Annotated in this window: 15 protein-coding genes; 7 read left to right on the forward strand and 8 right to left on the reverse strand. The window is 55.5% G+C overall.

Annotated features, from left to right (window positions below; genetic code table 11):
• Positions 1-75: 75 nt before the first annotated feature.
• Positions 76-1710 carry an acyl-CoA synthetase gene (locus tag B9K09_RS20690; RefSeq protein WP_087518570.1) on the reverse strand — a complete coding sequence of 545 codons (1635 nt, stop codon included), beginning with the start codon at positions 1708-1710 and terminating at the stop codon, positions 76-78.
• A gap of 287 nt (positions 1711-1997) precedes the next feature.
• Between B9K09_RS20690 and B9K09_RS20695 the strand changes: the two genes are divergently transcribed.
• Positions 1998-3905, forward strand: coding sequence for a beta-ketoacyl synthase (locus B9K09_RS20695; protein WP_087518571.1), 1908 nt, complete (start codon positions 1998-2000; stop codon positions 3903-3905).
• 155 nt (positions 3906-4060) lie between these two features.
• Here B9K09_RS20695 and cysQ read toward each other — a convergent pair whose 3' ends face one another.
• Positions 4061-4882 (reverse strand): 3'(2'),5'-bisphosphate nucleotidase CysQ, encoded by an 822-nt coding sequence (cysQ, locus tag B9K09_RS20700; RefSeq protein WP_087518572.1) that lies wholly within the window; start codon positions 4880-4882, stop codon positions 4061-4063.
• On the reverse strand, positions 4879-5445 hold the full coding sequence (gene nudE, locus B9K09_RS20705) for an ADP compounds hydrolase NudE (protein WP_087518573.1): 567 nt from the start codon (positions 5443-5445) through the stop codon (positions 4879-4881). Before nudE ends, cysQ begins: the two co-directional genes overlap by 4 nt.
• 149 nt (positions 5446-5594) lie before the next feature.
• Here nudE and yrfG point away from each other — a divergent pair, with 149 nt between their 5' ends.
• Complete coding sequence (gene yrfG / locus B9K09_RS20710; protein WP_087518574.1) at positions 5595-6257, forward strand: GMP/IMP nucleotidase; 663 nt, start codon at positions 5595-5597, stop codon at positions 6255-6257.
• A 154-nt stretch (positions 6258-6411) separates the two neighbouring features.
• Here yrfG and lysM read toward each other — a convergent pair whose 3' ends face one another.
• Complete coding sequence (lysM, locus tag B9K09_RS20715; protein ID WP_087518575.1) at positions 6412-6852, reverse strand: peptidoglycan-binding protein LysM; 441 nt, start codon at positions 6850-6852, stop codon at positions 6412-6414.
• A 209-nt stretch (positions 6853-7061) separates the two neighbouring features.
• On the opposite strand from lysM, the gene B9K09_RS20720 reads away from it, so the two are divergent.
• The 5 genes from B9K09_RS20720 (at position 7062) to B9K09_RS20740 (ending at position 12608) form a co-directional block, all read left to right on the forward strand.
• Positions 7062-7952 (forward strand): LysR family transcriptional regulator, encoded by an 891-nt coding sequence (locus tag B9K09_RS20720; protein WP_087518576.1) that lies wholly within the window; start codon positions 7062-7064, stop codon positions 7950-7952.
• 124 nt (positions 7953-8076) lie between these two features.
• Positions 8077-8913 (forward strand): formate dehydrogenase accessory sulfurtransferase FdhD, encoded by an 837-nt coding sequence (gene fdhD, locus B9K09_RS20725; protein ID WP_087518577.1) that lies wholly within the window; start codon positions 8077-8079, stop codon positions 8911-8913.
• On the forward strand, positions 8910-11246 hold the full coding sequence (locus tag B9K09_RS20730) for an FdhF/YdeP family oxidoreductase (RefSeq protein WP_087518578.1): 2337 nt from the start codon (positions 8910-8912) through the stop codon (positions 11244-11246). The genes fdhD and B9K09_RS20730 overlap by 4 nt, the downstream gene beginning before the upstream one ends.
• A gap of 306 nt (positions 11247-11552) precedes the next feature.
• Complete coding sequence (locus B9K09_RS20735) at positions 11553-12032, forward strand: hypothetical protein (RefSeq protein ID WP_087518579.1); 480 nt, start codon at positions 11553-11555, stop codon at positions 12030-12032.
• Positions 12033-12185: 153 nt separating this feature from the next.
• On the forward strand, positions 12186-12608 hold the full coding sequence (locus B9K09_RS20740) for a glycine zipper domain-containing protein (protein ID WP_087518580.1): 423 nt from the start codon (positions 12186-12188) through the stop codon (positions 12606-12608).
• 76 nt (positions 12609-12684) lie between these two features.
• Here the strand turns inward: B9K09_RS20740 and B9K09_RS20745 are convergent, their stop codons facing one another.
• The 4 genes from B9K09_RS20745 to B9K09_RS20760 all read right to left on the reverse strand — a co-directional run bounded on the left by B9K09_RS20745 (position 12685) and on the right by B9K09_RS20760 (position 17417).
• Complete coding sequence (locus tag B9K09_RS20745; RefSeq protein WP_087518581.1) at positions 12685-13119, reverse strand: thioesterase family protein; 435 nt, start codon at positions 13117-13119, stop codon at positions 12685-12687.
• Between the two features lie 39 nt (positions 13120-13158).
• On the reverse strand, positions 13159-14322 hold the full coding sequence (locus tag B9K09_RS20750) for an iron-containing alcohol dehydrogenase (RefSeq protein ID WP_087518582.1): 1164 nt from the start codon (positions 14320-14322) through the stop codon (positions 13159-13161).
• A gap of 69 nt (positions 14323-14391) precedes the next feature.
• A complete protein-coding gene (locus B9K09_RS20755) occupies positions 14392-16182 on the reverse strand; it encodes an acyl-CoA dehydrogenase C-terminal domain-containing protein (protein ID WP_087518583.1) in 1791 nt (596 codons plus the stop codon).
• On the reverse strand, positions 16179-17417 hold the full coding sequence (locus tag B9K09_RS20760; protein WP_087518584.1) for a 3-hydroxyacyl-CoA dehydrogenase: 1239 nt from the start codon (positions 17415-17417) through the stop codon (positions 16179-16181). Before B9K09_RS20760 ends, B9K09_RS20755 begins: the two co-directional genes overlap by 4 nt.
• Between the last annotated feature and the right edge of the window lie 38 nt (positions 17418-17455).

The following is a 17455-nucleotide window of genomic DNA, read 5'->3' on the forward strand; positions in this document are numbered from 1 at the left end:
ATCGATTGCAACACTTCAGCCCGGCCTTGCGCCGGGCTTTTTTTATCCCATCAATAACCTCAAGCGAGCATTGAACTACTTCGGCAAGTTGCGGGCTTGTTCGCGCAGAACAAACTTCTGCACCTTGCCGGTGGAGGTTTTTGGCAACTCACAGAACACCACTTTTCCCGGCACTTTGAAGCGTGCCATATGGGTCTGGCAAAACCGTAGCATCGACTCCTCGGTTGATTCTGTACCCGGTTTCAGGGTGATAAATGCACAAGGCGTCTCGCCCCATTTCTCACTTTCCATTGCCACCACTGCAGCCTCCAGCACATGGGGATGGCGGTACAGAATGCCTTCCAATTCAATCGAAGAGATGTTTTCACCACCGGAGATGATGATGTCTTTTGAGCGATCCTTAATCTCGACATAACCATCGCTATGCCACACGGCCAGGTCTCCCGAGTGGAACCAGCCGCCAGCAAACGCATCAGCAGTTGCTGTAGGGTTTTTTAGGTAGCCCTTCATCACCACGTTACCGCGCATAAATATCTCGCCGATGGTTTCACCATCTTTTGGCACCGGCTGCAGGGTTTCGGGGTCAGCCACCATCAATGCATCAAGCAGTGGCGCACGCACGCCTTGGCGCGATTTCAGCTTGGCTTGTTGTTCAGGTGTCTGCTCATCCCATTCGGATTTCCACTCGCAGGCAACGCTGGGTCCGTAGGTTTCGGTCAGTCCGTAGACGTGAGTTACTTTGAATTCGAGCGCTTCCATCGCCTCAATCACCGCAGCAGGTGGCGCGGCACCTGCTGTCAGCACTTTTACTGGCTGGGTTTTCAGCGCTTTTAGCTCAGGCGCGGCATTGGCGAGCATGTTCAACACAATCGGCGCGCCACAAAAATGATCAACCCCATGCTCGGCCAGCGCCGGGTAAATCGCATCGGCGCGAACGTGACGCAAACAGACACTGGTGCCGATATAGGCCGCCAACGCCCAAGGAAAACACCAACCATTGCAATGGAACATCGGCAGCGTCCACAGGTACACCGGAAAGCGTGTCATGTCCCAGCACATGGCGTTCGATAGCGAATTGAGGTGCGCACCACGGTGGTGATAAACCACACCCTTGGGATTACCCGTGGTGCCCGAGGTGTAGTTGAGGGCAATGGCCTGCCATTCATCCGCGGGCAGGCTCCAGGCATAACCCGCATCACCCTCAGCGAGCAGCGCTTCATAATCAAACTCGCCGAGCAAGGAGCCCTCAGGATACTCGACATCATCAATGCCAATAACCAGTGGCCGCTCCGCCATTTGCCCCAGCGCACGCTGCACTGTTTCGCTGAACTCCTTGTCGACCAGCAGTACTTTTGCCTCGCCATGCTGGAGGATGAACGCTATGGTTTCAGCATCAAGCCGGGTATTGATAGCGTTCAGCACTGCGCCGCACATGGGCACACCGAAGTGCGCTTCGAACATGGCTTGGCCGTTAGGCGCAATAACTGCAACCGTGTCACCAAGACCGATCCCGCGTTGTGCCAAGGCCGAAGCAAAACGTACGCAGCGAGTGTAGGTTTCACCCCAGGTTTGGCGTAGAGCGCCATTTATCAGCGCAAGCTTCTGTGGATAAACTGATGCCGCGCGCTCAAGAAAACTTAACGGGCTTAATGCTTGAAAATTAGCCGCATCGCGCGGCATACCGAACTCATAAGGGTTGCTGCTGTTCATTATTGTTCTCCAGCGAAACCTGAAATAGCGTCTGTTTACACAACGCCTAGCCACACCGACAGAGCGGTCAATATCGCATGCGTATCACTCGAGTATTAACCCTAACAGGGGTAAGGTGCTGATGAACCGCTACATTGGTCGAAAACAGTGACTTACAAGTCAGCAAATGCGTCAGCATAGGCAGCCTAAAATTTAAACACCACTGCGCGTTCTCCGCGCATTCAAGACAGACTTCATTTCTTCAACTGTGTCGGTCTTGGTTTACCTATTCAAGGAGTTACCTGCGCATGTCTCGTTTACCCGTTATTGTTGGTTTTGGTGGTTATAACGCAGCAGGACGCAGCTCGTTTCACCACGGGTTTCGTCGTACCGTGATCGAGTCGATGGACCTTGCTAGCCGCCAGGCGACTATCGCTGGGCTGGCGGTGCTGATGAAGCTGATCAAAGTGGTTGATGGCCACTACCAGTCCCTGGAAGATGAAGCACTGAGTCTCGAGCAAATCGATGAGCAGTTCTCGGCTTACATCTTTGCCTCGACATTGGTGCGCCGCATCGAGAAAAAGTACCTCGATGTCGATGCCGCACATTGGCAAAAAAGCATCACTATTGATGCCACGGCCGGTAACCCATTGAGTTTCATCACCCTGCGCAAGCAGTTGCCAGAGCCGCTACCGTCAGACTGGGCGGTTGAAGACCTGAGCCCAAGTGAAGTTCGGGTCACGCTTTATGATAGCTGTGATTTTAAAATCGACAGCTACCGCGCATTGCCGGTGAAATCAGCCGGTCAATTGCCTAATGGCTTTGAGCCAAGCGAACTCTACAACGCGCGATTCCACCCGCGCGGCTTAGCCATGACAGTAGTCGGCGCAACCGATGCGCTGCGCTCCACCGGCATTGACTGGCAAGTAATCAGCAAGCATGTCGCGCCAGATGAAGTCGCGGTTTTCTCTGGCAGCATCATGAGCCAGCTCGATGAAAACGGCTACGGCGGCCTGATGCAGTCGCGGCTCAAGGGCGGCCGAGTCACCGCCAAACAGCTGCCGCTGGGCTTCAACAGCATGCCGACCGACTTTATCAACGCCTACGTATTGGGCAGCGTTGGCACCACCGGCAGTATTACTGGCGCCTGCGCAACCTTCCTCTACAACTTGCAGAAAGGCATCGAACACATTCAGTCGGGCAAAGCGCGGGTCGCGTTAATCGGCAACAGTGAAGCACCGATCACCCAGGAATGTATCGAAGGCTACGGCGCCATGGGCGCACTGGCCACCGAAGAAGGCTTACGTCAGATCCAAGGCTCTGACGAAGTCGACTTCCAGCGCGCCAGCCGTCCTTTTGGCAAGAACTGTGGCTTCACCCTCGCGGAGTCGTGCCAATACATCATGCTTATGGATGATGAGTTGGCAATGGAGCTGGGTGCGGATATTCATGGCGCCGTGCCAGACGTGTTTATCAATGCTGACGGTTACAAGAAATCCATTTCGGCGCCAGGTCCGGGTAATTACCTGACCATGGCCAAAGCCGTCGCCTGCGCCAACCAATTGCTCGGCAGCGAAGCGGTACAAAAGCGCAGCTTCGTCCACGCTCACGGCTCAAGCACACCAGCCAACCGCACCACTGAGTCTGACTTGCTCAACCGCATCGCCAGCGCCTTCGGCATCGAAAGCTGGCCGATCACAGCGGTTAAAGCCTTTGTTGGTCACTCGCTGGCAACCGCCAGCGGCGACCAGATGATCTCGGCGCTGGGCACCTTTAAATATGGAATCTTGCCGGGCATCAAGACCATCGATGAAGTCGCCGACGATGTGCATCAGCAGCACCTGAGCATCGCGACCCAAGACCGCAACCTCGGCCAACAGGCAATGGATGTGTGCTTTATCAACTCCAAAGGTTTTGGTGGCAACAACGCCAGCGGCGTGGTGCTGGCACCGCATATTGCTGAACGAATGATGCGCAAGCGTTATGGCGAAGCGGCCTTCAATGCCTACCTGCAACGTCGCGAGAAGACCCGCGCCGCTGCCGCCGAGTACGACCGCAAGGCCCTGCTTGGCCAGTTAGACATCATCTATAACTTCGGCAAAGACTTGATCGACGACAGCGAGATTGAGATCGGCACCGAGCAAATCATCATTCCCGGATTTGAACAGCCGTTGGTATTTCAAACCGATGATCGCTATAGCGATATGCTCGACTAGACAGCCTTGATGGGTGACAAATGGTGGATGACGCTTTTCATCCACCCTTTGTAGCGCTGCGAACACCTGGACTACGACTCAAGCTAGGCGCTTTTCTGCTTGATGGACAAGCTTGTCCTTAGCCATCCAACGAGCGGCATTCATATGCTGTGCGCTCAGCTAAGTTCGCGAGCCAGGCTCAGCAGTTGGCCGCGCCACTGCGCAGAAGCTGGCAAGGCCAGAAAGAACGGGTTGAGTAGCGACTCCCGCGCCTCGTAGGTCAGCGCATCGCCTTGCAGGGTCAGCACCTCACCTCCAGCACCTTCAAGTACGCCCTGAGCGGCCGCGGTATCCCATTGCGAGGTTGGAGCTAAGCGCGGATAACAATCGGCAACGCCCTGCGCCAGCTGGCAAAACTTCAGCGAACTGCCGACATTTACCAAATCCAGATCACCAAAGTGCTCGGCTAAACCGGCAAGCAGGTTTTCTTGCTCCGGGCTGGTGTGACGGCGGCTGGCAACCACGGTAAAGGTGCTGGTTGGCGCCACGCGTACGCGAATTGCGTGCGCTTCACCCTGAGCATCTTCACGCCAGGCACCAAGCCCCGAGCCACCGTAGAAGCAGCTGTCATTAACCGGCATGCCGACCACGCCGAAAACCACTTCACCCTTTTCGATCAGGGCGACGTTAACCGTAAACTCTTCGCTGCCAGCAATAAATTCCTTGGTACCATCGAGCGGATCAACCAACCACCAGCGGGTCCATTGCGAGCGCTCGCTGAGGGCAATATTCGCCGCTTCTTCAGACAACACCGGGATGCTCGGATCGAGCGCTAGCAAACCATCATTAAGAATGTGATGAGCCGCCAGGTCAGCTGCCGTAACTGGCGAAGCGTCAGCCTTTTGAGTGACCTCGACACCTGCGCGCCAGTACGGCAACGTGGCTTTCCCAGCCTCACGCACCAGCTTCACTACCGCGGCAATCAACGTATCACTCACTGCGGAAACTCCCCACGCTGAGTTAAAATATCCCGCGCCAAGTACAACGCAGCCAGTGCCCGCCCCTCGCTGAACAGCGGGTGCTGAACCAGGCTCGACAGCTCGCGCAGGCTGACTTTATCCACCCGCATGGGCTCAGGCTCATCGCCGGGCAGGCGCTCTTCATACAAGTCGCTGGCCAGCACCACCTGGATTTTCTGGCTCATGTAGCCCGGCGACAGGCTTAGCTCAGTGAGCAGTTCAAGTTTGTGCGCGCCATAGCCGGCTTCTTCTTTAAGCTCACGGTTGGCGGCATCAAGCACATCCTCGCCAGGCTCAATCAAGCCTTTGGGCAGCGACACCTGATAGTCATCGGTGCCGCCGCAATACTCCTCGACCAACACCGCATGCTCCTTATCAAGCATGGCCACAATCATCACTGCGCCATAGCCCACGCCTTTGCCAACCAGCCGTTCGTAAGTACGCTCGACGCCATTACTGAAACGCAGTTGCAGTTCCTCAACACGAAACAAGCGACTGCTGGCAACGATTTCGCTGGCGAGTACGGTGGGCTTCTGACGCATGAAGAGAGCTCCTTAACTGTTCTTGCGAGTTATCATACCGCGCTTGGTCGGATTATCAGCCCCGAAGATTGCGTAATCACGACTCTCGCTAGCTACGCTTGCGTGGATTACCTAGCCCACAAAACTCACCGACCGACGATGAGCCGCATATGACTGCACTGCCTTGGCACGAAATCGACACCGTTCTGCTGGATATGGACGGTACCCTGCTCGACCTGCATTTCGACAATCACTTCTGGTTGGAGCATCTGCCTCAGCGTTACGCTGAACATCACAAGATCAGTCGTGAACACGCTGACGCCGAGTTGATGCCATTGTTCAAGGAACACGCCGGGCAACTCAACTGGTATTGCACCGACTTTTGGAGCCGCGAGCTCAAGCTGTCGATTCGCGATCTTAAACGTGAAGTTGCTGAACTGATTGCCCTGCGGCCAGATGCTGATACGTTCCTGGAAGCCATTCGCGCTGCCGGTAAAAGGGTGGTGTTGATCACCAACGCACACCGTGATTCTCTGTCACTCAAGCTTGAGCGCATCGAACTGGCAGGCTATTTCGAGCGCATGATCAGTTCCCATGATTATGGCTTCGCCAAAGAGAACCAGCAGTTCTGGTTTGCGCTCAAGCAGGACCTGTTATTTGATCCTGCGCGCAGCCTGTTTATCGACGACAGTTTATCGGTCCTGCGCAGCGCCGCCCGGTTTGGTATTGCCCATCTGCTTGCCATACGCGAACCCGACAGTCGGCAAGGACCGCGTGACACAGCCGAGTTTGCAGCCGTTGAGGATTACCGGGCGATATTGCAGAATTTGTAAGCCAATCCGCTCAAGTCAGATTGCATGGATGGGCTGCTGAGCCCAACTGGCGAGAAAGCACATGCGCTTGAATGCTTGAGCAGCCAAGCGCACGCGTTATTTTGAGCTAAGCCAAGGCTGGCTGGGAAAGCCAAGCCTCAGCAACTTCGAGTGCTTATTCCTGAGGAATGCGCAGTACCTGGCCCGGATAGATTTTGTCTGGATGGCTGAGCATTGGCTTGTTGGCCTCAAAAATCTTGTTGTAGGCGTTGGCATTGCCGTATTCGGCTTTGGCAATCGCGCTCAACGTGTCGCCTTTCTTAACCGTTACAAAACGTGCTTCAGGAGCCGGCGCAGCAACAGTGATGTTGTCTTCTACTTCCGATACGCCCTCAACGTTGCCCAATGCCAAAAGAATCTTTTCTTTCTCTTCCTGACTGGCGACTTCACCGCTGGCAATCACCTTTTCACCTTCGACGCTCAGTTGAATCGCAGGATTACCCAAACCAACCTTGGCCACATGCGCTTGGAGTGACTCAGCAGCTTGCGCCTCCTGGCCAACCACTGACTCCCAGAGCTTTACCCCGGCTTCTTTGACAAAACTGAAAATACTCATCGCTATTCCTCTTAATTCCTTGGAAAAATTCCGAGCTGATAATGCCCGGAAGCTGAAGTCTAGCCTGAAATGAGCATGGGCATGACCCACTGATCTGAAGAATTATTAAGATTGCCCAGCTTCCAGCACCGACTACGCGCATTACCCAAATGATTGATTGAACTCCCTCGGCAGCGCACTAGAATCGAATTCCAAACAGAGGCCTGTGCATGGATATCAAACAACTGAAGTTTCTTATCGCGCTGGATGAAACTCGTCACTTTGGCCAGGCTGCTGCGCGCTGCCACATTACCCAGCCGACCTTATCAATGCGCCTGCGCAACCTGGAGCAAGAGCTGGGGCTTGAGTTGGTTCAACGTGGTCAACGCTTTGAGGGTTTCAGCGAGGACGGCAAGCGTATTCTGGCTTGGGCGCGTACGGTCATGGCCGCCCATGACGGACTCTATGCAGAAGCCGCGGCCTGCCGTGGCCAGTTAGTCGGCACCCTGCGTTTAGGTGTGGTACCGCTTGCAGGCTTTGACCCGATGCGCCTGGTAAAGCAGTTCGCCGAAGCCCATCCGGGGCTGCGCTTTGAGCTATTCTCACTGAGTAGCGAGCAGATACTTGAGCGTTTGAGCAGCAACCAGATTGACCTTGGTTTGTCTTATGTCGAACACCTTGATCGCCAACATTACCAAAGCCTCGAACTTGCCGAATCGCGTATGGGATTGTTGTATGACCAGCGCTATTTTCAACTCCCCAACCAGCCCCTGAACTGGGAAGACCTCGCAGAGTTACCACTGGGGCTACTTTCGAGCGGGATGCACTTTCGCCAATCCATCGACCATAACTTGCGCTCACGCGGCATCACGCCAGTGCCGAGACTCGAAACAGACGCCGTCCACCAGTTGCTGCAAGCAGTCAGCGCCGGTACCTGTTGCGCAGTGATACCACTGAACAGCGGCCTCAATGATTTCACCGAAAATCTGACACTAACGCCGATAGAGGACGCCCACACATTAGCCCCACTCGGGCTCATAATGCGTGGCTTAGGCCAACGTTCGGCACTGGCCCAAGCCTGCTTTGATCAAGCTAAAATATTGTTATTAAATGAAAAATAAGTTCTAGCAACAGCCGATAGAGCGCATCGATCAAGGCATCAAAAATAGCGATTAGACGCCCTTTGATTAAAGCAATAGGCTTACTGCAAACCAATGCGCCTCTAACCTCTCTGGGGAACCGTGTATGCCCCCTGCCAAGCCGAACAAAGACATTGCTGAAATCACAACTTCACCCACCGATTACAGCTATGCCGAACTGACCGCAGACAGTGTCACCGATGCAGTGACGCTGGCTGATGAGTGCGCGCTGGCTATCAGCTACAACGGCATCAACCATGCTGTGATGATGGTTTCACCGTCCTTCGTTGAAGACTTTATTACCGGTTTCAGCCTGAGCAATGCACTGATCGACGCCAGCGATGAGATTTATGACATCCAGCTTGAGCGCAAAGGGGATGCCCTCAACGCACAAGTGACCCTGAGTAATCGGGCATTTTGGGCGCTTAAAGAACACCGCCGGCAATTAGCTGGTACCAGCGGTTGTGGCCTCTGTGGCGTAGAAGCATTGGATCAGGCATTGCCTGCACTCAAACCATTGCCAATCAGCCCGTTACCACCCGCCGAGCACCTTATTGAGCTGCGCCAACGCATAGGTGCGCAGCAGCAACTGGGCCGCACCAGCGGCGCACTGCATGCCGCATTATTGGTGGATGCACAGGGCGAAATTCAGCTCTGCCGCGAAGATATCGGACGCCACAATGCGCTGGACAAATTGATCGGCGCCTTACAAAACAACGCAATTGATACGCAACATGGCTTCGCGGTGATCACCAGCCGTTGCAGCCTGGAACTCATCCAAAAGGCAGTTCGCGCAGGTATCCGCACGCTCGTCAGCTTGTCCGCCCCTACCGCTCTCAGCGTGCAATGGGCACGGCGCCATAACCTCAACCTGATCCATTTGCCTCACCACAGTTCTCCAAGGGTTTTCAGCCCAGCACCAACAAGGCCATCCAGTCGATGAACATGCAAGTCGTTAATCCACGCTATCAACCTTACAAAGGCCCGGCTGCGGGCTGGGGTGCGTTACGTAGCGTGACGCGATTCTGGTTGGACAGTAAGCAGCCGCTGAAGAACCTGCGCGCCCTGCTCAAGACCAACCAAAATGGCGGCTTCGATTGTCCCGGCTGTGCATGGGGTGATTCTGCGGAAAGTGGCATGGTGAAATTCTGCGAGAACGGCGCCAAGGCCGTGAACTGGGAAGCCACCAGCCGCGCAGTCAACGCAGCATTCTTTGCGCGCTACAGCCTCAGCCAGCTCCGTGAACAAAGCGATTACTGGCTGGAATATCAGGGCCGTCTGACCGAGCCAATGCGTTACGACGCAGCAACCGATCACTATGTGCCGATTGCCTGGGACGACGCCTTCAAGTTGATCGCCAAGCACCTCAATGCACTCGACAACCCGAATCAGGTGGACTTCTACACCTCGGGCCGTGCCAGTAATGAGGCGGCATATCTCTACCAGCTGTTTGGCCGTGCGTTCGGCACCAATAACTTTCCCGACTGCTCAAACATGTGCCACGAGGCCAGCGGCGTTGCCTTGGGCCAAAGCATTGGTATTGGTAAAGGCACCGTCACCTTCGATGATTTCGACATGGCCGATGCAATTTTTGTGTTGGGTCAAAACCCAGGAACCAATCACCCACGCATGCTCGAACCGCTGCGTGAAGCGGTGAAGCGCGGCGCCCAAGTGGTTTGTTTCAACCCATTGAAAGAGCGCGGGCTTGAGCGATTCCAGCACCCGCAAAACCCCATTGAGATGCTCACCAACGGCTCTGAGCCGCTTAATACCAGCTTCTTTCGCCCAGCGCTGGGCGGCGACATGGCGGCCATGCGTGCCATCGCGAAATTCCTGCTGCAGTGGGAACGCGAAGCGCAGGACAACAAGCAGCCGCGTGTCTTCGATCATGCCTTCATCGAAGCACACACCCAGGGTATCGACGACTACATACATCTGCTCGACGGCACCACTTGGCAGTCATTGACCGAGCAATCTGGTTTGACCCTGCAAGAACTGGAACACGCGGCCCTGCTCTACCGTAAGGCTGAACGCGTGATTATCTGCTGGGCCATGGGCATCACCCAGCACCACCATTCGGTGGCAATCATTCAGGAAATCACCAACCTGCAACTGCTGCGCGGCAATATAGGTCGCGTTGGCGCGGGGTTGTGCCCGGTACGCGGCCACAGCAACGTTCAGGGCGATCGCACCATGGGCATCGACGAACGTCCACCCACTGAGCTGCTTGACGCACTGGAGCAACGCTTCAAATTCCGCGCACCGCGCGAAGAAGGCCACAACGTGGTTGCAGCAATTGATTCCATGCTGGCTGGCAACACCCGAGTATTTGTCGCCTTGGGCGGCAACTTCGCCCAAGCAACACCCGACACGCCAGTCAGTCACAGAGCCCTGAAAAACTGCGAATTGACCGTGCAAATCAGCACCAAGCTCAACCGTAGCCACCTGACCATCGGCACCGATGCACTGATTCTGCCGTGTTTGGGGCGCACCGATATCGACCTGCAAGCAAGCGGCCCGCAAGCCATTACGGTTGAAGACTCATTCAGCATGATTCATGCGTCTTACGGACAATTGACTCCACTATCAGCGCAGATGCGCTCAGAACCCGCAATTATCGCAGGCATGGCCAAGGCCACATTAGGTAACACCCCGGTCAACTGGGACGATTTGATTGCCGATTACCGCGAAATTCGCCAGCTGATTGCCGACACCATCCCTGAGTTCACCGACTTCAACCAACGGCTGGAACAGCCAGGCGGCTTTTATCTCGGTAACTCAGCGGCGCAACGTCTGTGGCAAACCCGCTCAGGCAAAGCCAACTTCAGGGCTAACCCGTTACTTGATGATTTAATTCCAGAACAAGCCAAACGCAGTGGTCAAAAGGCTGATCTGATCATGCAGACGTTGCGCTCGCATGATCAGTACAACACCACCATTTATGGTTTGGATGACCGCTATCGCGGCGTCACCGGCCAGCGTGACGTGATATTTGCCAACCAAGCAGACATTATCCGCCTGGGCTTCAAGCCGGGGCAGAAAGTCGATGCAATTTCGCTCTGGGATGACAAGCTTGAACGCAAGATTAAGGGCTTCACCCTGCTCGCTTTTGACATTCCTGCGGGTCAGGCTGCGGCTTATTATCCAGAAGCCAACCCACTGGTGCCGTTACAGAGTTACGGCAGCGGCAGCTTCACTCCAACCTCAAAATTCATCGCGATTCGGCTGTTTGCAAGCGCGGTCGATGAACAAATAATTCAAAGCAAAAGCGCTTAACGCTTTGCTCTGGAACTGCTGTCGCAAAAAAGCCTGAATAGCGATTATTCAGGCTTTTTTATCTACGCGACCAGGCTAGTAAACTAGCCCGCGATAATGGCAATTCAACCTCAAAAACAGCCGTTAAATAGCCATTATCCAACCTGAGCAATCAGTCTCTGACACCCGCAAATACAACAAAGTTCTTCATTAAAAACATATATTTACAATGTATACAAAATTCGGGTTATTGGTCGGATTTAGCTTGCGCAGTTACTTGCACAACAAGAGGATCACGGCATCAACATCCATTGAGTGATTGTAGTTATGAAGTACTCCTCAATTATTTTCCTGACCCTGAGCATGAGCAGTGCCAGCGTTTTTGCCGGTGGCACTGAAGCTGGAATCGGTGGCGCGCTGGGAGGCTTATTGGGCGCAGCAGTCGGCCAACAAATGGGCGGCAGCACGGGCGCTGCAATTGGCGCGGGTGTCGGCGGTGCAGCTGGCGGTGCAGCCGGTGCAGACCGTCGCAACCGTACAGAAGCAGCCATTGGCGGCGGCCTTGGCGGTGCAGGTGGCAACGTTGCCGGACGCAGTATCGGTGGCACCAATGGTGGTTTGATTGGTGCAGCCCTTGGTGGCGGTGCAGGTGGCGCGCTAGGCAACTATTACGGCAACGAAAGTCGTTCCGATGACCGTGATGGTTATCGCCGGGATCATCATCACCGTGACCGCGACCGTCGCAGCTGGAAACGCGATAAGCACCGCCACAAAAAGCACTGGAACCGCGGCTGGCGCCGTCGCTAGAACTGTGTAGCGCAGTCTTGATGCAGTGCCCGCCAGGAACTTTTGCGGCCTTTTGCCATCAAACTGTCAAGTAATGCTGTGTGGACTGCCTAATGGATGAGACACAGCCAATGCCCTGCAGTGTTTGGGCGACTGAATTTCGAGGTTAGTTCTATGCGTACATTAATCACCGCAGTAGCGTTTAGCGCACTGACAGCCCCAATGGCTTTCGCCGATGACGGCAAGGTTGCCATCGGCAGCGGCGTTGGCGGCGCACTGGGTAATGTTATCGGCCAACAAATTGGTGGCAGCACTGGCGCAGCAGTAGGTGCTGGCGTCGGCGGTGCCGCCGGCGGTGCGATGACTTCACGCGACGGCAACAAAACTGAATCAGCACTGGGCGGCGGCTTAGGCGCTGCTGGCGGTTCAGTACTTGGTAATCAGATCGGTGGCAGCACCGGCTCAGCGATTGGCGCTGGCCTTGGCGGCGCCGCTGGTGGCGCACTAGGCAATAACCTGGCGGATGACGACCGCGACAACGACCGTCACAAGGGCCACGGTAAGAACAAACATAAGAAGCACAAAAAACATCACTAAGCCCTAATCAGGACTTAGCCCCGCATACAAAAAGCCCGCATAGTTGCGGGCTTTTTAGTGACTGTCAAAGCACTGCTTATTCGGTCAGAAGCTCCGCCAAGGCACGACGTAACTGCTCAGGAATTGGCACTGGGCGATTACTTTGACGGTCGACAAATACATGCACAAAACGTCCCGCCGCGCAGGCCAACTCTTCGCCCTGCTTGAACACAGCCAGCTCATATTGCACCGAGCTATTGCCCAGTTTACCAACTCGCAGGCCTAGCTCTATCTGATCCGGGAATGCAATTGAGGCAAAGTAGTCGCAACTTGAACTGACCACGAAACCAACCACTTCTCCGTTGTGGATATCCAAACCGCCAACCTCAATCAAGTAGCTATTCACTGCACTGTCGAAGTAGCTGTAATAAGTGACGTTGTTAACGTGGCCATAGATGTCATTGTCATGCCAGCGCGTGGTCACCACTTGTAGGTGCCGGTAATCCGTGCGCAGGTGTTGGGCTTGGTTCATGCAAAGTCCTTATCCGAAATAGCTATGTACGCGAGTCAATCAATACGCTGACTGATAAATCGCCAATGCGTGCTGTTCAGTCATCTCACGCGGGTTATTCACCAGCAAACGTTGTTGCAGCATCGCGTCACGCGCCAGTTGCTCAAGCATGTTTTGCGCAACACCTGCATCACGCAAGCGGGTTGGCAAACCGCTGCGTTCACTGAAATCTGCCAGTTCCATAATGAACTGCTCGGTTTGATCCATCGCCACGCCCGCGCGTAACTTCTCACCCAACACCAGCGGCGCCAATTCAGCATAAAGCGGCGCAGCAACGCTGGCATTGAAGCCCAGCACATGCGGGAGCACCAATGCATTGCTCAAGCCGTGAGGGATATGAAAGTGTCCGCCCAGTGGATACGCCAGCGCATGCACCGCCGCAACGGGAGAATTGGCGAACGCCTGCCCTGCCAAACATGCACCCAGCAACATTGCCTGGCGCGCTTCGCGGTTGCTGCCGTTATGCACAACTTCATCGAGGTTAGCCGCCAACAGCCGCAATGCTTCACGCGCCAACATATCTGACAGCGGGTTCTTCTTGTGCACGCTGGTGTAGGCCTCGATCGCGTGCACCATGGCATCAATGCCAGTGGCGGCGGTCACCGCTGGAGGCAAGCCCAAGGTCAACTCCGCATCCAGAAGGGCCAAATCCGGAAGTAGCAGCGGCGACACCGCACCCATCTTGGTGGTTTCGCCGGTGGTAACAATCGCTACAGGGGTGACTTCTGAGCCGGTGCCGGCGGTGGTTGGTACCTGAATCAGCGGCAAGCGCTGGCCAGTCGCATTACTGACGCCGTAGATCTCCGACAGTTGCTGTGTGCTATGCGGATGAGCAAGCAAGGCGACCAATTTGGCGACATCCATCGAGCTGCCGCCACCAAAACCAACAATCAGTTCGGCTTCCAACTCACGCGCTTGGCCGACTGCGGCCGCAACGATTGCTTCGGGCGGATCAGCAACCACCTGATCAAATACCTCGAATGCAACCTGCTCAGTGGCAAAGCCCGGTAGCACCGAGCTCAACAAGCCGAGCTTGGTGATGCCAGGGTCCGTCACGATCAATACACGTTTGGCGCCACGCTCGCGGCATAGCTCCGCTAGACGATTGGAAGAACCTGACTCGCAGATAATCTGTGCGGTTGTCGCAAAGCTGAATGGGCGCATGATCGATGTCCTCTTATTATCTGTACTGGGCGTGCAGCACCGTGGAGCGGCGCTGCCTAGCGTTAGCCATTAAAACGCAAAACTGGTCTCAGGCATGGCCATCAGACAGTCGGCACCGCCCAATAACGCTTCACGGTGCATGCTCGCGCGCGGCAACACGCGCTGCAGGTAAAAATCCGCACTGTGCAATTTGGCCTGATAGAACTCAGCATCCGTATCACCGGCATCGAGCCGGTCTTGCGCGCGTGCGGCTGCCTGCAACCAAAAGCCAGCCAACAACACATAGGCCGAATACTGCAAGAAGTCCACTGAGCACGCACCAATCTCCTGTGGGTCGCGCTGGCATGCGCCAATCACTTCGCCGGTCAGTTCACGCCATTGCTCAAACCGCGCCTGAACGGTTGCAGCCATGGCTTGCAGTGCCGGGCGCTGCGCCTGCACAGCACACAACTGGCTGAACTCATCGCACAGTTCGGCCAACTGCTGGCCGCCGTCACCCAACAGCTTACGACGGATGTAGTCCAACGCCTGAATACCGTTGGTGCCCTCATAAAGCTGAGTGATACGACTGTCGCGCATCAACTGCTCAATGCCCCACTCACGAATATAGCCGTGTCCGCCATACACCTGCACCGCGTGACTGGCGACCTCTTGCCCCATATCGGTGAAGAATGCCTTGACGATAGGAATCAGCAGCGCCACCCGCTTACCCGCAGCTTTGCGTTCGGCGGCATCCGGGTGAGCATGCTCCAGATCGAGCAAGCGCGCCGTGTAGGCAGCCAACATGCGCGAGCCTTCGACTAAAGTTTTCTGGGTCAACAACATGCGCCGCACATCAGGATGGACAATGATCGGATCAGCCGCTTTTTCAGGCGCAGCTGGCCCGGTCAAGGCGCGGGACTGCAAACGTTCACGGGCGTAACTCAGCGCCCCCTGAAAAGCCGCTTCGGCAACACCCAAACCCTGCAAACCGACCTGAAAACGCGCGTCATTCATCATGGTGAACATCCCCGCCAAACCTTGATTCGCTTCACCGATCAACCAACCGGTGGCGCCATCAAAATTCATCACGCAGGTCGCCGCGCCTTTGATTCCCATCTTGTGCTCAAGCGCGCCACAACTCAGCGAGTTACGCTGACCAAGACTGCCGTCGGCGTTAGCAGTGAACTTGGGTACCAACAACAAGCTGATGCCTTTAACCCCGGCGGGTGCATCAGGCAAGCGAGCCAAGACCAAGTGGACGATATTTTCGCTGAGGTCCTGCTCGCCGCCGCTGATGAAAATCTTATTGCCGCTCACCCGATAGCTGCCATCAGCCTGTGGCTCGGCCTTGGTCCGCAGCAAGGCCAGGTCAGTACCCGCCTGAGGCTCGGTCAGGCACATGGTGCCGGTCCATTCGCCGCTGACCAACTTGTGCAGATAGGCCTGCTTCAATTCATCACTGCCGTGCGCATTAAGCGCCAGCACCGCGCCTTCGGTCAGACCCGAATAAACCCGGAACGACAAGCTCGCGCCCATCAGCATCTCGTGGAAGTTACAGGCCAGCAATTGTGGCAGTGCCTGCCCGCCAAAGTCTGCCGGGCCGGTCATGCTCGCCCAGCCGTTATCCACATATTGCTGATAAGCCTCGCTGAAGCCATCCGGCGTAGTCACCTTGCCATCAACCAGGCTGGCGCCCTGTTCATCACTGTTGCGATTAAGCGGTGCAACCACCTCGCTGGCATAGCGTGCAGCTTCTTCAAGCACACCATCAATCAGCTCACGATCGAGGCCGTTACCCAGCGTTTGGCAATGTGCGCTGATATCGAATAACTCATGCATGACAAAGCGCATATCACGCAGTGGCGCTTGATAGCTCATAGCGAGCCCTCCTGCACATCAGCGAAGCGCTTGTCGCTCGCTACCAGTTGATTAATTAACTGAGCGGGCTGCCAATGCGTGCCCCGGTTTTCCTGCAAATACTGCAGGCGTGCCTGAATATCAGCCGCGCCTTGGGTATCGGCCCAACTCATTGGCCCGTCTTTATCAGCGGGGAACCCGTAACCGTTGAGATACACCAAGTCGATATCGTGGCTGTTGGCAGCGATATTTTCCTGAAGAATTTTCGCGCCTTCGTTGACCAGCGCCAGCAAGCAACGCTCGAGGATTTCTTCTGGGTCGATATCACGGCGCGTGAAGCCAAGTGTCTCGGAAACCTTGAGCACCAGCGCATCAACCTCAGGATCATGTTCAGCCTGACGACTGCCTTCGGCGTAACGGTAATAGCCCATACCCGCCTTCTGCCCGAAACGGCCCAGCTCGCACAGGCGATTATCAACCTGGACAGCAGGCTCATCCTGGCCCTTGCCCGCCAACTCGCGGGCGCGCCATTCGAGGTCGATACCGACCACGTCGTACATACGAAACGGCCCCATGGCGAAGCCAAAACCTTGCAGCGCAGCGTCTACCTGATGCGGATACGCGCCTTCAAGCAACATCATTCGCGCCTCTCGCACGTATGTGTGAAGCATGCGGTTGCCAATAAAACCGTCGCAGTTTCCAGCCACTACACTGACCTTGCCAATGCGCTTACCCAGCGCTAAGGCAGCGTCCAGCACCGCCTTGCTGGTTTTCTCACCGCGCACAATTTCCAACAGCTTCATGATGTGCGCAGGGCTAAAGAAGTGCAGCCCCAGCACATGCTCCGGGCGCTGGGTCACAGCAGCAATTGCGTCGATATCCAACGCAGAGGTATTGCTCGCCAGAATCGCACCCGGCTTTAGCGTGCTATCCAGCGTGCGAAAGATTTGCTGTTTGAGCTCAAGGTTCTCGTACACCGCCTCGATCACCAGATCGGCATCAGCCAACGCCGCGTAATCCGCAACCGGGGTAATACAGGAGAAACGCGCAGCCGACTGTTCAGCGCTGATGCGTTCTAATTTGACGTTATGTTCGTTGGTCTTCGCGACCACTGCCAGCGCTTGCTCCAGCATTTGCGGGTTATTGTCGAGCCAAAGTACCTGGATGCCGGCATTCGCCAGACTCATGACAATCCCCCGGCCCATGGTCCCGGCGCCAATAACGGCGGCGCGCTGAATATCAAAAACACTGCTCATGGTTATCCCTCTTGTAATTGAGCCAGCTAAAGATCGCC

This window comes from Pseudomonas sp. M30-35 (assembly GCF_002163625.1).
Lineage (GTDB): Bacteria > Pseudomonadota > Gammaproteobacteria > Pseudomonadales > Pseudomonadaceae > Aquipseudomonas.

Coding starts and splice junctions, on each gene's coding strand:
- B9K09_RS20690 (WP_087518570.1), bottom strand. CDS start 1,710: ATGAACAGCAGCAACCCTTATGAGTTCGGTATGCCGCGCGATGCGGCT.
- B9K09_RS20695 (WP_087518571.1), top strand. CDS start 1,998: ATGTCTCGTTTACCCGTTATTGTTGGTTTTGGTGGTTATAACGCAGCA.
- nudE (WP_087518573.1), bottom strand. CDS start 5,445: ATGCGTCAGAAGCCCACCGTACTCGCCAGCGAAATCGTTGCCAGCAGT.
- yrfG (WP_087518574.1), top strand. CDS start 5,595: ATGACTGCACTGCCTTGGCACGAAATCGACACCGTTCTGCTGGATATG.
- lysM (WP_087518575.1), bottom strand. CDS start 6,852: ATGAGTATTTTCAGTTTTGTCAAAGAAGCCGGGGTAAAGCTCTGGGAG.
- B9K09_RS20720 (WP_087518576.1), top strand. CDS start 7,062: ATGGATATCAAACAACTGAAGTTTCTTATCGCGCTGGATGAAACTCGT.
- fdhD (WP_087518577.1), top strand. CDS start 8,077: ATGCCCCCTGCCAAGCCGAACAAAGACATTGCTGAAATCACAACTTCA.
- B9K09_RS20730 (WP_087518578.1), top strand. CDS start 8,910: ATGAACATGCAAGTCGTTAATCCACGCTATCAACCTTACAAAGGCCCG.
- B9K09_RS20735 (WP_087518579.1), top strand. CDS start 11,553: ATGAAGTACTCCTCAATTATTTTCCTGACCCTGAGCATGAGCAGTGCC.
- B9K09_RS20740 (WP_087518580.1), top strand. CDS start 12,186: ATGCGTACATTAATCACCGCAGTAGCGTTTAGCGCACTGACAGCCCCA.
- B9K09_RS20745 (WP_087518581.1), bottom strand. CDS start 13,119: ATGAACCAAGCCCAACACCTGCGCACGGATTACCGGCACCTACAAGTG.
- B9K09_RS20750 (WP_087518582.1), bottom strand. CDS start 14,322: ATGCGCCCATTCAGCTTTGCGACAACCGCACAGATTATCTGCGAGTCA.
- B9K09_RS20755 (WP_087518583.1), bottom strand. CDS start 16,182: ATGAGCTATCAAGCGCCACTGCGTGATATGCGCTTTGTCATGCATGAG.
- B9K09_RS20760 (WP_087518584.1), bottom strand. CDS start 17,417: ATGAGCAGTGTTTTTGATATTCAGCGCGCCGCCGTTATTGGCGCCGGG.